Origin of the sequence: Parasaccharibacter sp. TMW 2.1891 (genome assembly GCF_023337675.1) — a bacterium.
GTDB lineage: Bacteria > Pseudomonadota > Alphaproteobacteria > Acetobacterales > Acetobacteraceae > Bombella > Bombella apis.
On the sequence record NZ_QORT01000002.1, the window covers coordinates 135,266 to 148,479 of the forward strand.

The following is a 13,214-nucleotide window of genomic DNA, read 5'->3' on the forward strand; positions in this document are numbered from 1 at the left end:
TGTGGGGGGCAGTCCGTCAGTGGACGGCATCCAGCAGCGTGCTGAACATGGACTGCACCATGGAGACGACCTTGGCATTGGCTGCGTAAGAGTTTTTCAGGGACACGATGGCGGACATCTGGCTGTTGACATCCACACCAGAGACATCGGCAACCTTTGTCGTGAGGGATGTCTTGATGGATGTTGCCGTGGAGAGGTCACTGCTGTTCTGGCTGATCACCCCGGCCTGGCTGCTGGTGAGGGAGGTTGCCAGCTGTGTAAGCCCTTGCGTGCCGTCATAGCCCGTGGCCTGTGTGCCATCTGGCCCGAGAGAGGTGGAGGGTGCCGCCAGGGAGCCGGATGTGCTGGCGCTGGCGCTGCCCATGGCTTTGTTCAGCACGGCATTGGCGAGGGCGCTGGTCTGTCCACCATCGCTGTTGGCTGTCAGCAGGGACGGAGTCTGCTGATAGTCCGTGGAGACGGCAATCTTGGAGGAGAGCCCGACCAGCCCTGCTGGTGCTGTTTTGGTTGGATCGCTGGAGAGGGGCTGCGTCCCGCCATTGGTGAAGAGGGGCACTCCGGCCGCCTTGAAGCGGTTTATCAGCGTGTATGAGAAGGAATCGAGCTGCGCCTGCATCTGTGGATAGCTCTGGTCCCGCAGGGTCAGGTTGGCACCCAGCGTGCCATCGGTCAGGTGGGAGGTGATGTCTTTTCCGGCCAACATGATACCGGCAACACCCTGATCGCTGCCATCGGTGGCGTGATACATGCTTGGTGTCAGTGTGGCAGGGGACTTCGTGGAGAGGGGCCATGTTGCCGTGGGCGCCTGGAACTGTCCGTTGGGCAATCCGGCCTGATCCGGGCGGGTTGGCAGGCGTGTGCCGTCCTGCGTGCTGACCAGCATGTCGCCATTCGGTTTTTCGGTAAAGGTAACACCCAGCTTGCTGGAAAGGCTCTGCATGGCTTCCAGGCGCTTGTTGGCGAGGTCTGCCGTGTCAGCGTGGGAGCTGCGTGCCAGCATGATCTGCTGTGAGATCTGGCCAATGGTTGTCAGGTCCGTATTGATGCCGGAGACTGTGCTGGTGATGGCATCCTGTGCGCCCTGGCGCTGGGCCTGATAGACCGAAGAGAGGGTATGGATGTTGCTGACAAGGGTCTGCGCAGCCGAGACCACGCCCTGCTGCGAAGCACTGTTCTGCGGTGTGTTGGAGAGGCTGATGAAGGCCGTACTGACATTCTGGAGGTTGTTGGTCAGCGTGCCGATGGTATTGGCTCCATCAGAGCCTGTCGTCGTTCCCTGTACGGCAGAGACGGCCGCAAGGGAGTTGCTGGTGGCCGTCAGGCCGGAGACACGGGCATTCTGCTGGTAGAGCGCATCCTGAAGAGGCTGGGAAATGTTCAGCTGGTTGGCCGCTGAAGTCGCACCGACTCCAGTGCCGGAGACGACCGTTGAGGATGTGTTGGCAGTCTCTGACACATAGCCCGGGGTGGATGCGTTCGTGACATTGTTGGAGGCTGTTGAGAGTTCGTTCTCAATCGTCTTGAGGCCGGACGTGGCGATATTGAGGGACAGGCCAAGATCCATGGTTTCAGTCTTTCTCCGGAATGAGGGACTGGCCGAGGCCAGACAGGTCTGGATGACGGTCCGGCGACCTCACCCTAAGGCCATCCTAAGGTCATGAGTTTACAGGAAGTTAAATGGAAAGCCTGTATTTGATGATTTGTCCTTGATCTGGATCAAAAACAGCTAGGCTGTGACTTCCGTCGCAATCTTGTCGATGGCGTTCAGACGGCGGGTGAATTCGGTCTGGAGCAGCTGGAAGTTGAGATCATATTCCCGCTGGGTTTTTATCATCGCCGTGGTTTCCTCCACGGGGTTCACATTGCTGGATTCCAGCATTCCCTGCCGGATTTCCTGGGCAGGAACGGCCCGGAGGTCATTCTCGTTGGCTGGCCTGAAAAGATGGTTCCCCTCAGCATGGAGTGTATTGGGGTTATCGACTGTCGAGAGGCCGAGGCGGGTGATGTCACCTTTTTCTGTCGAGATGATGCCATCAGAGCCGATGCCAAGGGGCAGCACCTGATCATCAGGGGTCAGGGTAATGGGCTGGCGCTGGTCGTCCAGCAGGGCATTGCCCAGGGAATCGACAAGAGTGCCATCTTCACTGCGGTGGAACTGGCCGTTGCGGGTCAGCCGGATTCCCTGCTGGCTGCGGACCATGAAATAGCCCGGCCCGTTTATGGCGAGGTCCAGCGGATTTCCCGTCTGGCGCAGCTCACCCTGTAGCGTGTCCAGATAGGTGGATCTGTCCTGGTTGTAGGAGAGCGTCTTCTCGCCATTGGCCAGCTGATCGCCCTTCTGGCGGGACAGATAGTCGGAGAAAAGAACCCGCTGTTCCTTGAAGCCATCCGTGCTGCTGTTGGCCAGATTGTTGGCCGTAACCTCAAGCCCCCGTGTCAGCGCATCAATGCGTGAAAGGGCGAGATAACCGGTCACATCCATGGGAGACTGTCCTCAAGGCTATATCATGGTAGGTTTTGTTATAATGTCATTTGTTCATGGTTATTGGAAGAGAATATAGGGCTTGAACATTAACAAACGGCTCAATTCATATCACATTCTGATAATTAACCTTGATAATGTTTTTCGTGTCGGTTTATGGGAGGGCACAGTCAAAATGTTTCGGTGCCTGCCATCATCAGGGTGGCCTTGCGTTTCTGGGAGCGTGGGTTGTGGCAAGTCGTGAGGATGTTCATTTATGCTGAGATCATTGGATGTTGCATCAACGGGCATGCAGGCCCAGTCCACCAATGTGGAGACCATCTCCCACAACATCGCCAACATGACGACAACCGGGTACAAGCGCCGCCGGGCTGAATTCCAGGACCTCATCTATCAGGACCTGCGTCGTGTCGGGACGATGAGTTCCGACACGGGGTACCGTGTGCCTGCCGGGGCTCAGGTGGGGCTTGGTGTGCGTACGGCGGCCATTTACCGCATCAACGAGCAGGGAACCCTGTCCCAGACCGGCAATGCGCTGGACCTCGCCGTGGAAGGCCGCGGTTATTTTCGCATCCTGCTGCCCAACGGGGAATATGCCTATACCCGCGACGGGACATTCTCCCTCTCGCAGGATGGTACGATCGTGACGGCAGACGGGTACCCGCTGACACCGAACATCTCCATCCCGAACAATGCCGAAAACATCACCATCGATCAGACCGGGCAGGTGCAGTACACGCTCTCCGGTCAGCCCAACTCCCAGGTGGCCGGGCAGATCCAGCTGACGACCTTCCAGAACGAGAATGGTCTGGCAGCCATGGGGCAGAACCTGTTTACGGAGACCACGTCCTCGGGTGACCCGATCATCGGCAACCCGGAGACAACAGGTTTCGGGACCATCCGTCAGGGGTTTGTCGAGGAATCAGCCGTCAATGCGGTGACGGAAATCACGGATCTCATCACGGCGCAGCGTGCCTATGAGATGAACAGCAAAAGCATCACCGCCTCTGATGAGATGCTCCAGACCCTGACCAACCTGCGCTGAAGGCGGGCGGCATGGCACTTCTTGGCATTGGATACCGGGGTACCGGGCGTAGCTTCCTGCCAGCCTGCTTCTGGCTGGCGGTCGGGTTTGTGTTGGCTGGAGAGCCCGCTGCCAGTACGGCCATGGCGGCGACTTTGCGACCTTCCGGTGTGGTGCATGGTGCATCGGTCTATCTGTCCGATGTTTTTGATGGGCTGGATGCCGGACAGGACCGGCTGCTTGGCCCGGCTCCTGCGCCGGGCAAGACCATCACCATCGGGGGCAGTCAGCTCATTGCACTGGCGGACCAGTACGGTGTCGACTGGGATGATCAGTCATCATCCACCAGCCTGTCGCTGACCCGGGCCGGGCATGTGCTGGGCCGGGACGAATATGCCGCTCTTGTCCGCAAGGCCATTTCGCAGGATGGTGAGACGGGCAGTGTCGTGGTGGATGTCACCAGCTTTACTCCTCTCGTTGCCGGTGAGAATGAACAGGACCCGGCAACCCTCCTGAATCTGAACTGGGATCATAAGACCGGTCTTTTCTCGGCAACTGTACAGCCTGCTCATGCAGCAGGAGACGCCGGGGCGGACAGGTTCCCGCTGCGGGGCAGCATCCGTCCCGTGCAGCCGGTGATGGTGTATGACCATGCCCTGCCGTCCGGTCACATCATCCAGCCGGACGACATGCATATCGACCCCGCTTTTTCAGGTACGGTGCCACCGCTTGCCCGTTCTCTGCCAGAGCCGGAGCGGATGATCGGCATGGCACTTGTCCGCACTGTCGGGGCCGGACAGCCCGTGCAGGGTACGGACCTGCGGCGGGCCGTGCTCGTGCATCGGGGGGACCCTGTCCTGCTCAGCTACAACAGCACCGGCATCCGGCTGACAGCCACAGGCCGGGCGCTGGAGGATGGTGGAAGCGGGCAGTTCGTCCATGCCTTGAATCTGGGAAGCCGGATGGTCCTCATCGGCAAGGTCACGGCTTCGGGCGAGGTGCGGGTTGATGCCTCTTCCACAGCCATTCCGCCGGATTCGGAGGAAGTGAAACGTCTGGGGATCAACAGCCTGATGCTTGGTGACGGGAGCCATCCATGATCCATCTTCTTCACAGGAGTGTCTGTATGGCGGGGCTCGTTGTGGTCCTGACCGGGCTGGCAGGCTGCATGGGCGCTGGTACGCTCAGTGAGCTGGGACATCCACCCCGCATGACACGGACGGCCGACCCCACCCTGGCCCCGGATTACCGCCCCGTGACGATGCCAACCCCGCCCCTTCAGGCTCCGCCGACTGAAGTGGGCAGCCTCTGGCGGCCGGGTAGTCGGGCGTTCTTCAAGGACCAGCGGGCTGCGCAGGCGGGTGACCTTCTGACAGTGAAAATCCAGGTGGCAGATACGGCCAACGTGACCAATAACACGACAGCCTCCGGCAGTGGTGCCGAGGCTTTCGGGATTCCAAGTTTTTTCGGCTTCAAGGGCCGCTTCATCTCCCATCTGACCAGTGCTGATGCCCTTCAGACCAACAGTTCCAGCTCCAATAACGGGGCCGGGACCATCAGGCGTATCGATACGGTCACGCTGACGCTGGCAGGTGTCATCACGCAGGTTCTGCCCAATGGCAATTTTGTCGTCGTCGCACGGCAGGAGGTCAGGGTGAATGGCGAGCTGAGGCAGATCATGGTCAGTGGTGTTGTGCGGCCGCAGGATATTTCGGAAGACAACATCGTCACACATGACCGCATTGCGGAGGCCCGGATTTCCTATGGCGGACGGGGGCAGCTCTCGCAGTATCAGCAGCCCCGTTATGGGCAGAAAGTGCTGGACAGTGTTCTTCCATTCTGAGTTGTCATGGAAGCATGGTTTGAACATTGAATGTTTTCAGGTTATGAAGATTTTATCTTGAAAATAGCCTTGTTGTGCCTGTGCTACGATGGCCATTGTGGCGGTGTAAAAGTGAGGGGGTAGTGAATGTCTGATTCAAAACAGCCGGAAGGCTTCATTCCTGGCGGCCTGGTCATCGACCATCTCTGCGGTACGCTGGAGGGTGCGCTGACCATCGCCGGTGAGGTGGAAAATGTCGAGCTTCAGGCCGGGCATCTCTGTGTCACGGAGACAGGCGTGATGAAAGATGGTCAGGTGGAGGCGGACTCCATCGTCATTGATGGCAGCGTGTCCGGGGTGACTTTCACGACGCCACGGCTTTCTGCCGGTGCCGGGGCCCGTATTTCGGACTGTGTGATCGAGATGGGCAGCCCGACTGGCTGCGCCATTCACGAAGATGCCTGTTTTGAAGGGGATGTACGCATTTCCGTGTCCCGCAAGGGCGGGGCTGGGGGCTCTGCTTCCGGCAGTGGTTCCAGCAGAACGAACAGCACCAGTTCTGCCACGCCACAGGCCAATATCCCGGCTGGAGATGATGAGCCAGACCTGCATTGGCCGGCCCAGACGCCGGACATCAGCGAGGCTGATCAGGATGCCGACATTCCGCTGGGGGGCTGATGCTCAGGAGATGCTTCCATCAGCATGACGGCTGGTTCGCCGTCTTTCTGTCGCTTGCCCTGTTTTGCGGGGTGCAGGTTGGCTGTCCTGCGGCTGTGGCGGAGGACGTGGCCATGCCTGATGAGGGTATGGCCCAGCAGATGCAGGAGCAGCAGCGCATTCTGGGGTCTGCCCGCAAGGCGCTGGAAATGCGCTTCCATCTGCTGAACCAGTCCATGGCTGTACTGTCGGACCATGTGGACAATCACAGGCTTGTCCCGCAGGAGGCAGCAGCCCGGCTGGTGGGCATTTATGAGGCCATGCGCCCCCGTGAGGCCGCAGCGGTTTTCAACGTGATGGACCCGCACGTGCTGATCGCCATCGCAGCTTCCATGAATATCCGCAAGCTCTCTGGCATCATGGCTCACATGTCGCCGGACCGGGTCAATCTGGTGTCGCAATATCTGGGGGGAGTGCGGCATTTCCATCATGCTGTTCTGTCCGTTCCCGTGGCACTGGGGGGCTCTGGTGTGGTTCTTCCGACCGGGCAGGATGATGTGCCGACTGATACGTCAGTGGAACATCTGCACTACGAGACCATGTCCCAGCACGGGCCCCTGTTGCCCTCGCGGCAGTAATGGGGCTGGCATGAAAGAGAAACGAATGATGAGGCGGTCTTTTCCCGTTCAGGTCCCGTGGCGGCACATGCTGGTTCTGTTGCCTGTTCTTGCGGGACTGTCAGCCTGTGCCCCGGATTATATTGCCAGCAAGCTGACAGGGCGGGACTGCCAGGCCGGTTATCTGGAGGAGGGGGAAGACTGGTGCAATCCACCGGAACGTGTTCTGCCTCCACAGCCTTACTGCACCCAGAGCTGGAATGGCGTGGATTGCTGGGCCCGTCCTGAGTTGACCCCGAACATGGCCCATGAAGTCTATGAAGGTCCCCGTGGCCTGACGACCCAGCAGAATGCCAACCGCCTCATGATGCCGGAAGCTAAAGTTCCTCCCTCCAGCCAGTATTATGCACCATGATGAAATTGTTATGAAATAGGGCCATTATTAACCTTGTTATTGGCTTTACACATGCTCTTCTCAAGGTTAATTGATGGCCGGTCGGTTGTCCTCTTCCGAGCAGGGCAGAGTATGGTGAATGACCGGAACCAGCATGTCTGACGTCCGGGGTGAAAGCAGCAGGTAGATACCCTTCATATGCAGTTTGATAAGCTCCGTTTGCCAAATATCATGGAAGGGCTGAAGAGTCTGGGCCGCATGCGGCTTGTGGCCCTCGGGGTTGTCGGCGTGCTGCTGCTGCTCTCTCTCGGCGTGATCGCCTTTCACAACCGGTCAGAACCCATGGCGCTGCTCTATGGGGACCTGGAGCTGAATGAAGCGGCGGAGATGGTGGATGATCTGGCCAAGGCTCACATCCCCACGACAACAGGGCCGGATGGTCGCAGCCTTTATGTTCCGGGGAATGATGTGGCCCAGGCCCGTCTTCTGCTGGCCAAGGCTGGTCTGCCCGGGGGAGGGGCCGTTGGCTATGAACTGTTCGACAAGAGCGGCACGCTGACCAGTACCCAGTTTGAACAGGGCATTGATGAGACCAGAGCGCTGGAAGGTGAGCTGGAGCGTTCCATCCGTCTGATCCATGGTGTGCGGAATGTGCGGGTCCACCTTGTCCTGCCACATAGGGACCTGTTCTCTACGGAGACGAATCCTTCGCAGGCCAGTGTCATTCTGGATGTTGGCCGCTCTGGTGCCGTGTCCGAGGATGCCATTGCGGCCATCCAGAATCTGGTATCAGCTGCCGTACCGGGGCTGCGCACGCATGGGATTTCCATTGTCGACACACGGGGCGATGTTCTGGCCCGTCCGGGGGACCCAGACAGTCTGGCAGGGCAGGAATCCTCGCTGGAGAAGCAGCGTCATTCCGAAGAGCAGCGCCTTGCCCAGGCGGTGGAAGATATCCTGACCCCCACGCTGGGCCTGGGTCATGTGCGGGCCCGTGCTGCCGTGACAATGAATACGGACATCATCCATGAAACGGATGAATCCTACGATCCCAACCAGCAGGTCCTGCGTTCCCAGAGCACAAGCACGGACAAGAGCGCCAACAGTGAGGCGAACCAGAACACCAGCGTTGGCAACAATCTGCCCAATGCCAATGCAGGGCAGAACAATCGTACTGGCTCCAGCGAAGAGCGGACGGACGAAACAAACAATTATGAGATCGGCAAACGGACCCGTGTCATCAACCAGACCCGGCCCCGTGTCTCTCGCATCAGTCTCGCTGTCATGGTCGATGGGACCGTCACGACAGACCAGGCTGGCAAACCTTCGTGGAAACCGCTGGATGAAGCTGAGGTCAAACGTCTGACCCAGCTCGTGCAGACGGCCATCGGGTATGACAAGACCCGCGGGGATGAGGTCAATGTGGTGTCCATGCCGTTCCGTGTGGATGGTGGGGCAGATATGCCTCATCAGGATACGCCTTTCTTCACCCGGGAGATGATCATTTATCTGGCGGAATGGATTGTTCCCATTCTTCTTCTTCTGGGGGCGGCGGCCATGCTGCTTGGGCCCATCCTGCGGCGTGCCCGCAAAGGGGCCGGGGCAGAAGGGGCTGTTGCCGGGGCCGAAGCTGCAGCTGATGGCAGCTCTGCTGAAGGTGGTGAGGCAGGCCGGAGTGATCGCATCAGTGTGGACGGTGTGGAAGGGGAAATGCGCCGTGAGGCTCTGGCCCGTGTGACGCAGCGTGTTGAAGAAAATCCTGATGATGCCATCGCTGTCGTCCGCAACTGGCTGGCAGAACCGGAGCCCCCCAAGCAGACAGCAGAAGGCTGAGGAGACGCAATCATGGCAGAACAGGACATCTCCGCTGAGACAGCAGGCAATGAAGCGTCATCATCCGGCATGGTTCCGTCCAGCCTGACGGCCGGGATGAGTGGCAGCCGGAAGGCCGCCATCCTGATGCTCGCCATAGGGCAGGAACATTCCGCCCGCATTTTCCGGTCTCTCCAGGAGGATGAGGTGCGTGACATTTCACGGGCAATGTCTTCCCTGGGGTTGGTCAAGGCTTCCGTGGTGGAGGCTGTCTGCAATGAATTTTCGCAGAAATTCGCCAGTGCAGAGGGTTTCGTCGGCAGTTACGAAACAACGGAAGATTATCTGAAGAAGGCCCTCCCTGCCGAAATGGTCGAGAAGATCATGGAGGATATCAGGGGCCCCTCCGGGCGCAGCGTCTGGGCAAAAATGGGCAACATGCCGGAGACCGCTCTGGCAAACTATCTGCGCAACGAGCAGCCACAGACAGTGGCCGTCATTCTCAGTTACATCTCACCGGCGCATGTCGCCCGTGTCCTGTCTCTCTTCCCGGAAGATTTTGCTACGGATGTCATCATGCGCATCCTGCATATGAGCCCGGTGAGCAAGGATGTGCTTGAGAGCCTGGAGAGAACCCTGCGCAAGGAGTTCATCACCGCCTTTGGCCGCTCCACGAAGCGGGACAGCTATGCTTTCGTGGCGGAGGTCTACAACAATTTCGACCGCAAGACCGAGGCCATGCTGACAGAGCATCTTGGCCGCCGGAGCGAGGAAGACATGGAGAAGGTGAACAAGCTGAAATTCACCTTCGATGACATCAAGCGTCTGACACCGGATGACATGATGCGTGTCATGGCAGCCATCAATCGTGATGGTGAGGCCAAGAGCAGGCTGCCCCTGGCTCTCAAGGGCAGCAACGAGAGCATCCGGCAGCTCTTCTTCGGTTGTGTTTCCAAACGTGCGGCGGGTTTGCTGGAGGATGAAATCCGGGGGCTGGGTGCCGTGCGTCTGCGGGACGCCGAAGCAGCCCAGATGGAGCTGATCACGCTCATCAAGACCATGGCCAATGATGGCGAGATCGATATTTCACCTTCTTCTTCTGACGATGAGATCATTGAGTGACGCCAATGGGACAGGATGTGCAGCATAGGGCAGCGCAGGCGTCTTCCCGGTCTGGAAGTCAGGCCTTCAGTGAAAGCCTGGAAGATTTTGCCGCTCATGACCCGTCTCTGGCCGCTGGAGCGGAGCCGGTGGCTGACGAGGATGCGGCGGATGAAAGCCCCGCTCCAGAGCCAGTTGTCACGCTGCATCCTGATGAGCTGGAAAGACTGAAGCAGGAGGCCTGGCAGCAGGGCCATGAGCAGGGGGAAATGTCAGCCGGGCAGCAGCTTTCCAGCCAGATGGCCGCTTCTGTGAAGCAGGTGCTTGCTTTCATGGAGGAGGAGGAAAACCGGCGCCATGACATCGTGAGCCGGATGGCCGATCTCTTCGTGCAGGGTGTGTGCCAGACGGTGGAAGAGCTGGTGGCGGGCGATCTGTCCCGGACAACACTGGGGCGGGACCTGGCAGAGGATGCGGCGGCCTTGGTCCGGCACTGTAGTGGTCCGGTCAGTCTGACCTGCGCTGCGGCGGATGAGGCCTCTCTGCGCCACGCCCTGTCCGGGATGGCGGCCGTCTCCCTGCATGTGGAGGCGGCGCAGCAGGCCGGGCATCTCACGATTGCCGCAGACAGGACACGGATTGTTCTGGACCAGGGAAAATGGGCGGAAACGGTCCGCCAGCGGGTGGCCGATGCCATGGTGGCCCTGACCCGTCCACCGGCCCCGGAGGCTGATCCCGCTACCGACCAGCCCCAGGGTGAACAGACAGCACAGCATGAAGGAGAGTGACGATGGCAGAGGATATGAACACGCCGGAGACAGCACCAGAAACACAGCAGACCAGTACGCCGGAGGTCGATCTGGCCGATTTCTCCTCGGAGGTGCCGGAGGAGGGCGCCACCCAGCATGATGGTCGGCAGGACAGGGAACGGGAGCGGGAAGCGATTCTGGATGTCCCGGTCAAGATCACCGCTGTGGTGGGAGATGTGAAGATGCCCGTGCGGGACCTGGTCCGTCTTGGCCGTGGTGCCGTTGTGCCGCTGAACCGCAAGCTTGGGTCTTCCATCGATATTTACGCCAATGACAGGCTGATCGCCCGTGGCGAGATCACCATCATTGAGGATGACAACATTGCCGTGACGATGACGGAGATCATGTCCTCCTCTGCCAGTACATGATGGCACCTTCTGTGGGAGAGAGGCACGGCCCGGATGCCATGATGCAGGCTGTCACGGGCCTGCACATGAATCCGCTTCTGGCTCTTCTGCTGGTCGTGGGGCTGATCTTTGTCACGCCCTGGTGCCTGCGGCGGCTGAAACACCGGATGCCAGCCCTGTTGCGGGATGAGGGTCTGAAAGATCGTGCCCTGAAGGTGCAGGACGCCATACCGCTCGGTGGCAAGCGGACCCTTTTTTCTGTGGCTGTCAGGGATGCAGAGGGGCGGCAGGCAACAGCCATCATTCTGACAGGTGGGCCGTCCGACCTGTGCGTGGGCTGGCTGGGGGCCGGGGCTGCCTCCAGGCCGGCGAAACAGTGCGGGCAGGTGGCGGAAGAGAGGCAGGAAATGACATGAGGGCAGATCGTATCATGAAAGGCCGTTCGGGTACCGGAATGGTGGCAGACATGTCAGCCTGCTGGAAACGCCTGCGGCGCGCCATGGTTCTGGGAGCGGTGGGGCTGTGCTGTCTGGCTGCTGGCATAACGCTGCTGTGTGTACTTTCCCATCCGGCCACAGCCCAGTCCCTCACGCTGGATATGGGCAAGGGGGGTGGAATTGGTGAGGCCGGAACAACAAGCCGTCTGATCCAGCTGACGGCCCTTGTGGCGTTTCTGTCCCTGGCACCAAGCCTGCTGGTGATGATGACGGCCTTCACCCGTATCATCATCACGCTCTCATTGTTGCGGAGCGCCATCGGGGCGCAGGGGACACCGCCCAACATGGTTCTGGTGGCCCTTGCGCTGATCCTGACCCTGTTTGTCATGCAGCCGACGCTGGAGCGCTCATGGCAGCAGGGTATTGAACCCCTGATGGACGGTCGGGTGGAGGAGATGGCAGGTCTCCAGGCGGCGGCTGAGCCGTTCCGTGATTTCATGGTCCATAATGCCCGTCCGAATGACGTGGCCATCTTTTACCATCTGGCAGGGCTGAAGCCCCAGCCTGCACCAGCCAATGGAGCAGCTGCTCCGGCTCCACCATGGCGGGTCATTGTTCCGGCCTTCATGGTCGGTGAGCTGAGCCGTGGGTTCGAGATGGGCTTCCTGCTCTATCTGCCGTTTCTGGTGATCGACCTTGTCACGTCCAGTGTGCTGATGAGCCTGGGGATGATGATGCTGCCACCCCCGACCATTTCCCTGCCTTTCAAGCTGATTTTCTTCGTGCTGGTGGACGGGTTCCAGATGGTGTCGGGCGGGCTGGTCCGTAGCTTTGGCGGGGGGTAGCCCCGCCACCTTTCACCCCGGCAGGACCAGAAGTCTGCGGGCCAGAATGGTCGGGGTCAGCTGGGTGAATCCTTCATTGATGCTGCCGGAATAGCTGCCATAGGTCAGCGGCAGGCCGCAGGCGGCGGCGGTGATGATGCTGCCGATCCGTCCGGACTGTTCCATGCGGCTGGCGATCATTGATTTTGCCCCACACTGATGGAAGGCGGCAGCAATATCCGTGCTTTCCTCCGGGTCCATCCCTGCGGGGATGACGAGAGACAGGCTGGCCTCCGTACGGGCCACGACATCCTTCATTTCGCTCATGGCCTTGGGGGAATAGACGCAGAGCCCCGGCAGATCTACCAGAATGATGCGGTTGTAGCTGTCGATGAAGCGGGGGTTGATGCCGCCATAGGCTTTCATCAGATCAATGTCGCAGCCTCGCAGGATGGAGGCCAGCTTGATGTAGCTGCCCGGCGTGCTGTCGCAGGCCAGGACGAGCGGCCGTCTGATCCTCCCGCCGGACTGCCGGGCCTGTCGGGCATAGCGGGCGGCCAGTTTGGCCAGTGTCAGGGACTTGCCAGAGCCAGAGGCCCCGCCCAGTGCCATGGGCACGCCCAGCCGTAGCGGGAAAGGGGAAAAGTTGATCACACGTTCCAGCCCTGCCGCCAGGCTGCTGCCTGCCATGGCATTGATCAGTTCCTGCGGGATGGAATGCCACGCCAGAATCTCCGGTATGCTCAGGGCATTGGCGGGCAGGGCGACATCTCCGCCAGCCATGCCGGAAGCACCTGTGGCGGTGTGATGCTGGGGAGATGTCTGGGTGGAGGAAAAGCTGGTCATGGGTCAGGTCCGGTGTTGGAGGGGTTTCAGTCTGTCGGGGCC

General features: G+C 59.9%; 15 protein-coding genes. 12 read left to right on the forward strand and 3 right to left on the reverse strand.

Annotation, left to right across the window (positions count from 1 at the left end):
• Window positions 1-16: 16 nt before the first annotated feature.
• Entirely contained in the window at window positions 17-1,564 is a 1,548-nt protein-coding gene (gene flgK, locus DTJ15_RS06090) for a flagellar hook-associated protein FlgK (RefSeq protein WP_249109657.1), read from the reverse strand.
• A 162-nt stretch (window positions 1,565-1,726) separates the two neighbouring features.
• On the reverse strand, window positions 1,727-2,482 hold the full coding sequence (gene flgF / locus DTJ15_RS06095) for a flagellar basal-body rod protein FlgF (RefSeq protein ID WP_043558141.1): 756 nt from the start codon (window positions 2,480-2,482) through the stop codon (window positions 1,727-1,729).
• Between the two features lie 256 nt (window positions 2,483-2,738).
• Here flgF and flgG point away from each other — a divergent pair, with 256 nt between their 5' ends.
• The 12 genes from flgG to fliP all read left to right on the forward strand — a co-directional run bounded on the left by flgG (window position 2,739) and on the right by fliP (window position 12,347).
• Window positions 2,739-3,527 carry a flagellar basal-body rod protein FlgG gene (flgG, locus tag DTJ15_RS06100; RefSeq protein ID WP_043558144.1) on the forward strand — a complete coding sequence of 263 codons (789 nt, stop codon included), beginning with the start codon at window positions 2,739-2,741 and terminating at the stop codon, window positions 3,525-3,527.
• An 11-nt stretch (window positions 3,528-3,538) separates the two neighbouring features.
• Entirely contained in the window at window positions 3,539-4,606 is a 1,068-nt protein-coding gene (gene flgA / locus DTJ15_RS06105) for a flagellar basal body P-ring formation chaperone FlgA (RefSeq protein WP_052348899.1), read from the forward strand.
• 26 nt (window positions 4,607-4,632) lie between these two features.
• On the forward strand, window positions 4,633-5,349 hold the full coding sequence (gene flgH, locus DTJ15_RS06110) for a flagellar basal body L-ring protein FlgH (protein WP_227431522.1): 717 nt from the start codon (window positions 4,633-4,635) through the stop codon (window positions 5,347-5,349).
• Between the two features lie 126 nt (window positions 5,350-5,475).
• Window positions 5,476-6,006 (forward strand): polymer-forming cytoskeletal protein, encoded by a 531-nt coding sequence (locus DTJ15_RS06115; RefSeq protein WP_043558150.1) that lies wholly within the window; start codon window positions 5,476-5,478, stop codon window positions 6,004-6,006.
• Window positions 6,006-6,623: a MotE family protein gene (locus DTJ15_RS06120; protein WP_052348900.1), complete on the forward strand. Its 618-nt coding sequence runs from the start codon at window positions 6,006-6,008 to the stop codon at window positions 6,621-6,623. Before DTJ15_RS06115 ends, DTJ15_RS06120 begins: the two co-directional genes overlap by 1 nt.
• 10 nt (window positions 6,624-6,633) lie before the next feature.
• Window positions 6,634-7,017, forward strand: a complete 384-nt coding sequence (locus DTJ15_RS06125) for a hypothetical protein (RefSeq protein WP_227449686.1) — start codon at window positions 6,634-6,636, stop codon at window positions 7,015-7,017.
• A 177-nt stretch (window positions 7,018-7,194) separates the two neighbouring features.
• Window positions 7,195-8,829, forward strand: coding sequence for a flagellar basal-body MS-ring/collar protein FliF (gene fliF / locus DTJ15_RS06130; protein WP_227449685.1), 1,635 nt, complete (start codon window positions 7,195-7,197; stop codon window positions 8,827-8,829).
• 12 nt (window positions 8,830-8,841) lie between these two features.
• Window positions 8,842-9,930: a flagellar motor switch protein FliG gene (locus tag DTJ15_RS06135; RefSeq protein WP_249109658.1), complete on the forward strand. Its 1,089-nt coding sequence runs from the start codon at window positions 8,842-8,844 to the stop codon at window positions 9,928-9,930.
• A gap of 5 nt (window positions 9,931-9,935) precedes the next feature.
• Window positions 9,936-10,697, forward strand: coding sequence for a hypothetical protein (locus DTJ15_RS06140; RefSeq protein ID WP_043558152.1), 762 nt, complete (start codon window positions 9,936-9,938; stop codon window positions 10,695-10,697).
• 2 nt (window positions 10,698-10,699) lie between these two features.
• Window positions 10,700-11,086 carry a flagellar motor switch protein FliN gene (gene fliN, locus DTJ15_RS06145; protein WP_227431519.1) on the forward strand — a complete coding sequence of 129 codons (387 nt, stop codon included), beginning with the start codon at window positions 10,700-10,702 and terminating at the stop codon, window positions 11,084-11,086.
• Window positions 11,083-11,481 carry a hypothetical protein gene (locus tag DTJ15_RS06150; protein WP_249109659.1) on the forward strand — a complete coding sequence of 133 codons (399 nt, stop codon included), beginning with the start codon at window positions 11,083-11,085 and terminating at the stop codon, window positions 11,479-11,481. The genes fliN and DTJ15_RS06150 overlap by 4 nt, the downstream gene beginning before the upstream one ends.
• A gap of 83 nt (window positions 11,482-11,564) precedes the next feature.
• Window positions 11,565-12,347, forward strand: a complete 783-nt coding sequence (gene fliP / locus DTJ15_RS06155; RefSeq protein ID WP_249109726.1) for a flagellar type III secretion system pore protein FliP — start codon at window positions 11,565-11,567, stop codon at window positions 12,345-12,347.
• A gap of 12 nt (window positions 12,348-12,359) precedes the next feature.
• Here fliP and DTJ15_RS06160 read toward each other — a convergent pair whose 3' ends face one another.
• A complete protein-coding gene (locus tag DTJ15_RS06160) occupies window positions 12,360-13,172 on the reverse strand; it encodes a hypothetical protein (protein ID WP_249109661.1) in 813 nt (270 codons plus the stop codon).
• Between the last annotated feature and the right edge of the window lie 42 nt (window positions 13,173-13,214).

Coding starts and splice junctions, on each gene's coding strand:
- flgK (WP_249109657.1), bottom strand. CDS start 1,564: ATGGATCTTGGCCTGTCCCTCAATATCGCCACGTCCGGCCTCAAGACG.
- flgF (WP_043558141.1), bottom strand. CDS start 2,482: ATGGATGTGACCGGTTATCTCGCCCTTTCACGCATTGATGCGCTGACA.
- flgG (WP_043558144.1), top strand. CDS start 2,739: ATGCTGAGATCATTGGATGTTGCATCAACGGGCATGCAGGCCCAGTCC.
- flgA (WP_052348899.1), top strand. CDS start 3,539: ATGGCACTTCTTGGCATTGGATACCGGGGTACCGGGCGTAGCTTCCTG.
- flgH (WP_227431522.1), top strand. CDS start 4,633: ATGGCGGGGCTCGTTGTGGTCCTGACCGGGCTGGCAGGCTGCATGGGC.
- DTJ15_RS06115 (WP_043558150.1), top strand. CDS start 5,476: ATGTCTGATTCAAAACAGCCGGAAGGCTTCATTCCTGGCGGCCTGGTC.
- DTJ15_RS06120 (WP_052348900.1), top strand. CDS start 6,006: ATGCTCAGGAGATGCTTCCATCAGCATGACGGCTGGTTCGCCGTCTTT.
- DTJ15_RS06125 (WP_227449686.1), top strand. CDS start 6,634: ATGAAAGAGAAACGAATGATGAGGCGGTCTTTTCCCGTTCAGGTCCCG.
- fliF (WP_227449685.1), top strand. CDS start 7,195: ATGCAGTTTGATAAGCTCCGTTTGCCAAATATCATGGAAGGGCTGAAG.
- DTJ15_RS06135 (WP_249109658.1), top strand. CDS start 8,842: ATGGCAGAACAGGACATCTCCGCTGAGACAGCAGGCAATGAAGCGTCA.
- DTJ15_RS06140 (WP_043558152.1), top strand. CDS start 9,936: ATGGGACAGGATGTGCAGCATAGGGCAGCGCAGGCGTCTTCCCGGTCT.
- fliN (WP_227431519.1), top strand. CDS start 10,700: ATGGCAGAGGATATGAACACGCCGGAGACAGCACCAGAAACACAGCAG.
- DTJ15_RS06150 (WP_249109659.1), top strand. CDS start 11,083: ATGATGGCACCTTCTGTGGGAGAGAGGCACGGCCCGGATGCCATGATG.
- fliP (WP_249109726.1), top strand. CDS start 11,565: ATGGTTCTGGGAGCGGTGGGGCTGTGCTGTCTGGCTGCTGGCATAACG.
- DTJ15_RS06160 (WP_249109661.1), bottom strand. CDS start 13,172: ATGACCAGCTTTTCCTCCACCCAGACATCTCCCCAGCATCACACCGCC.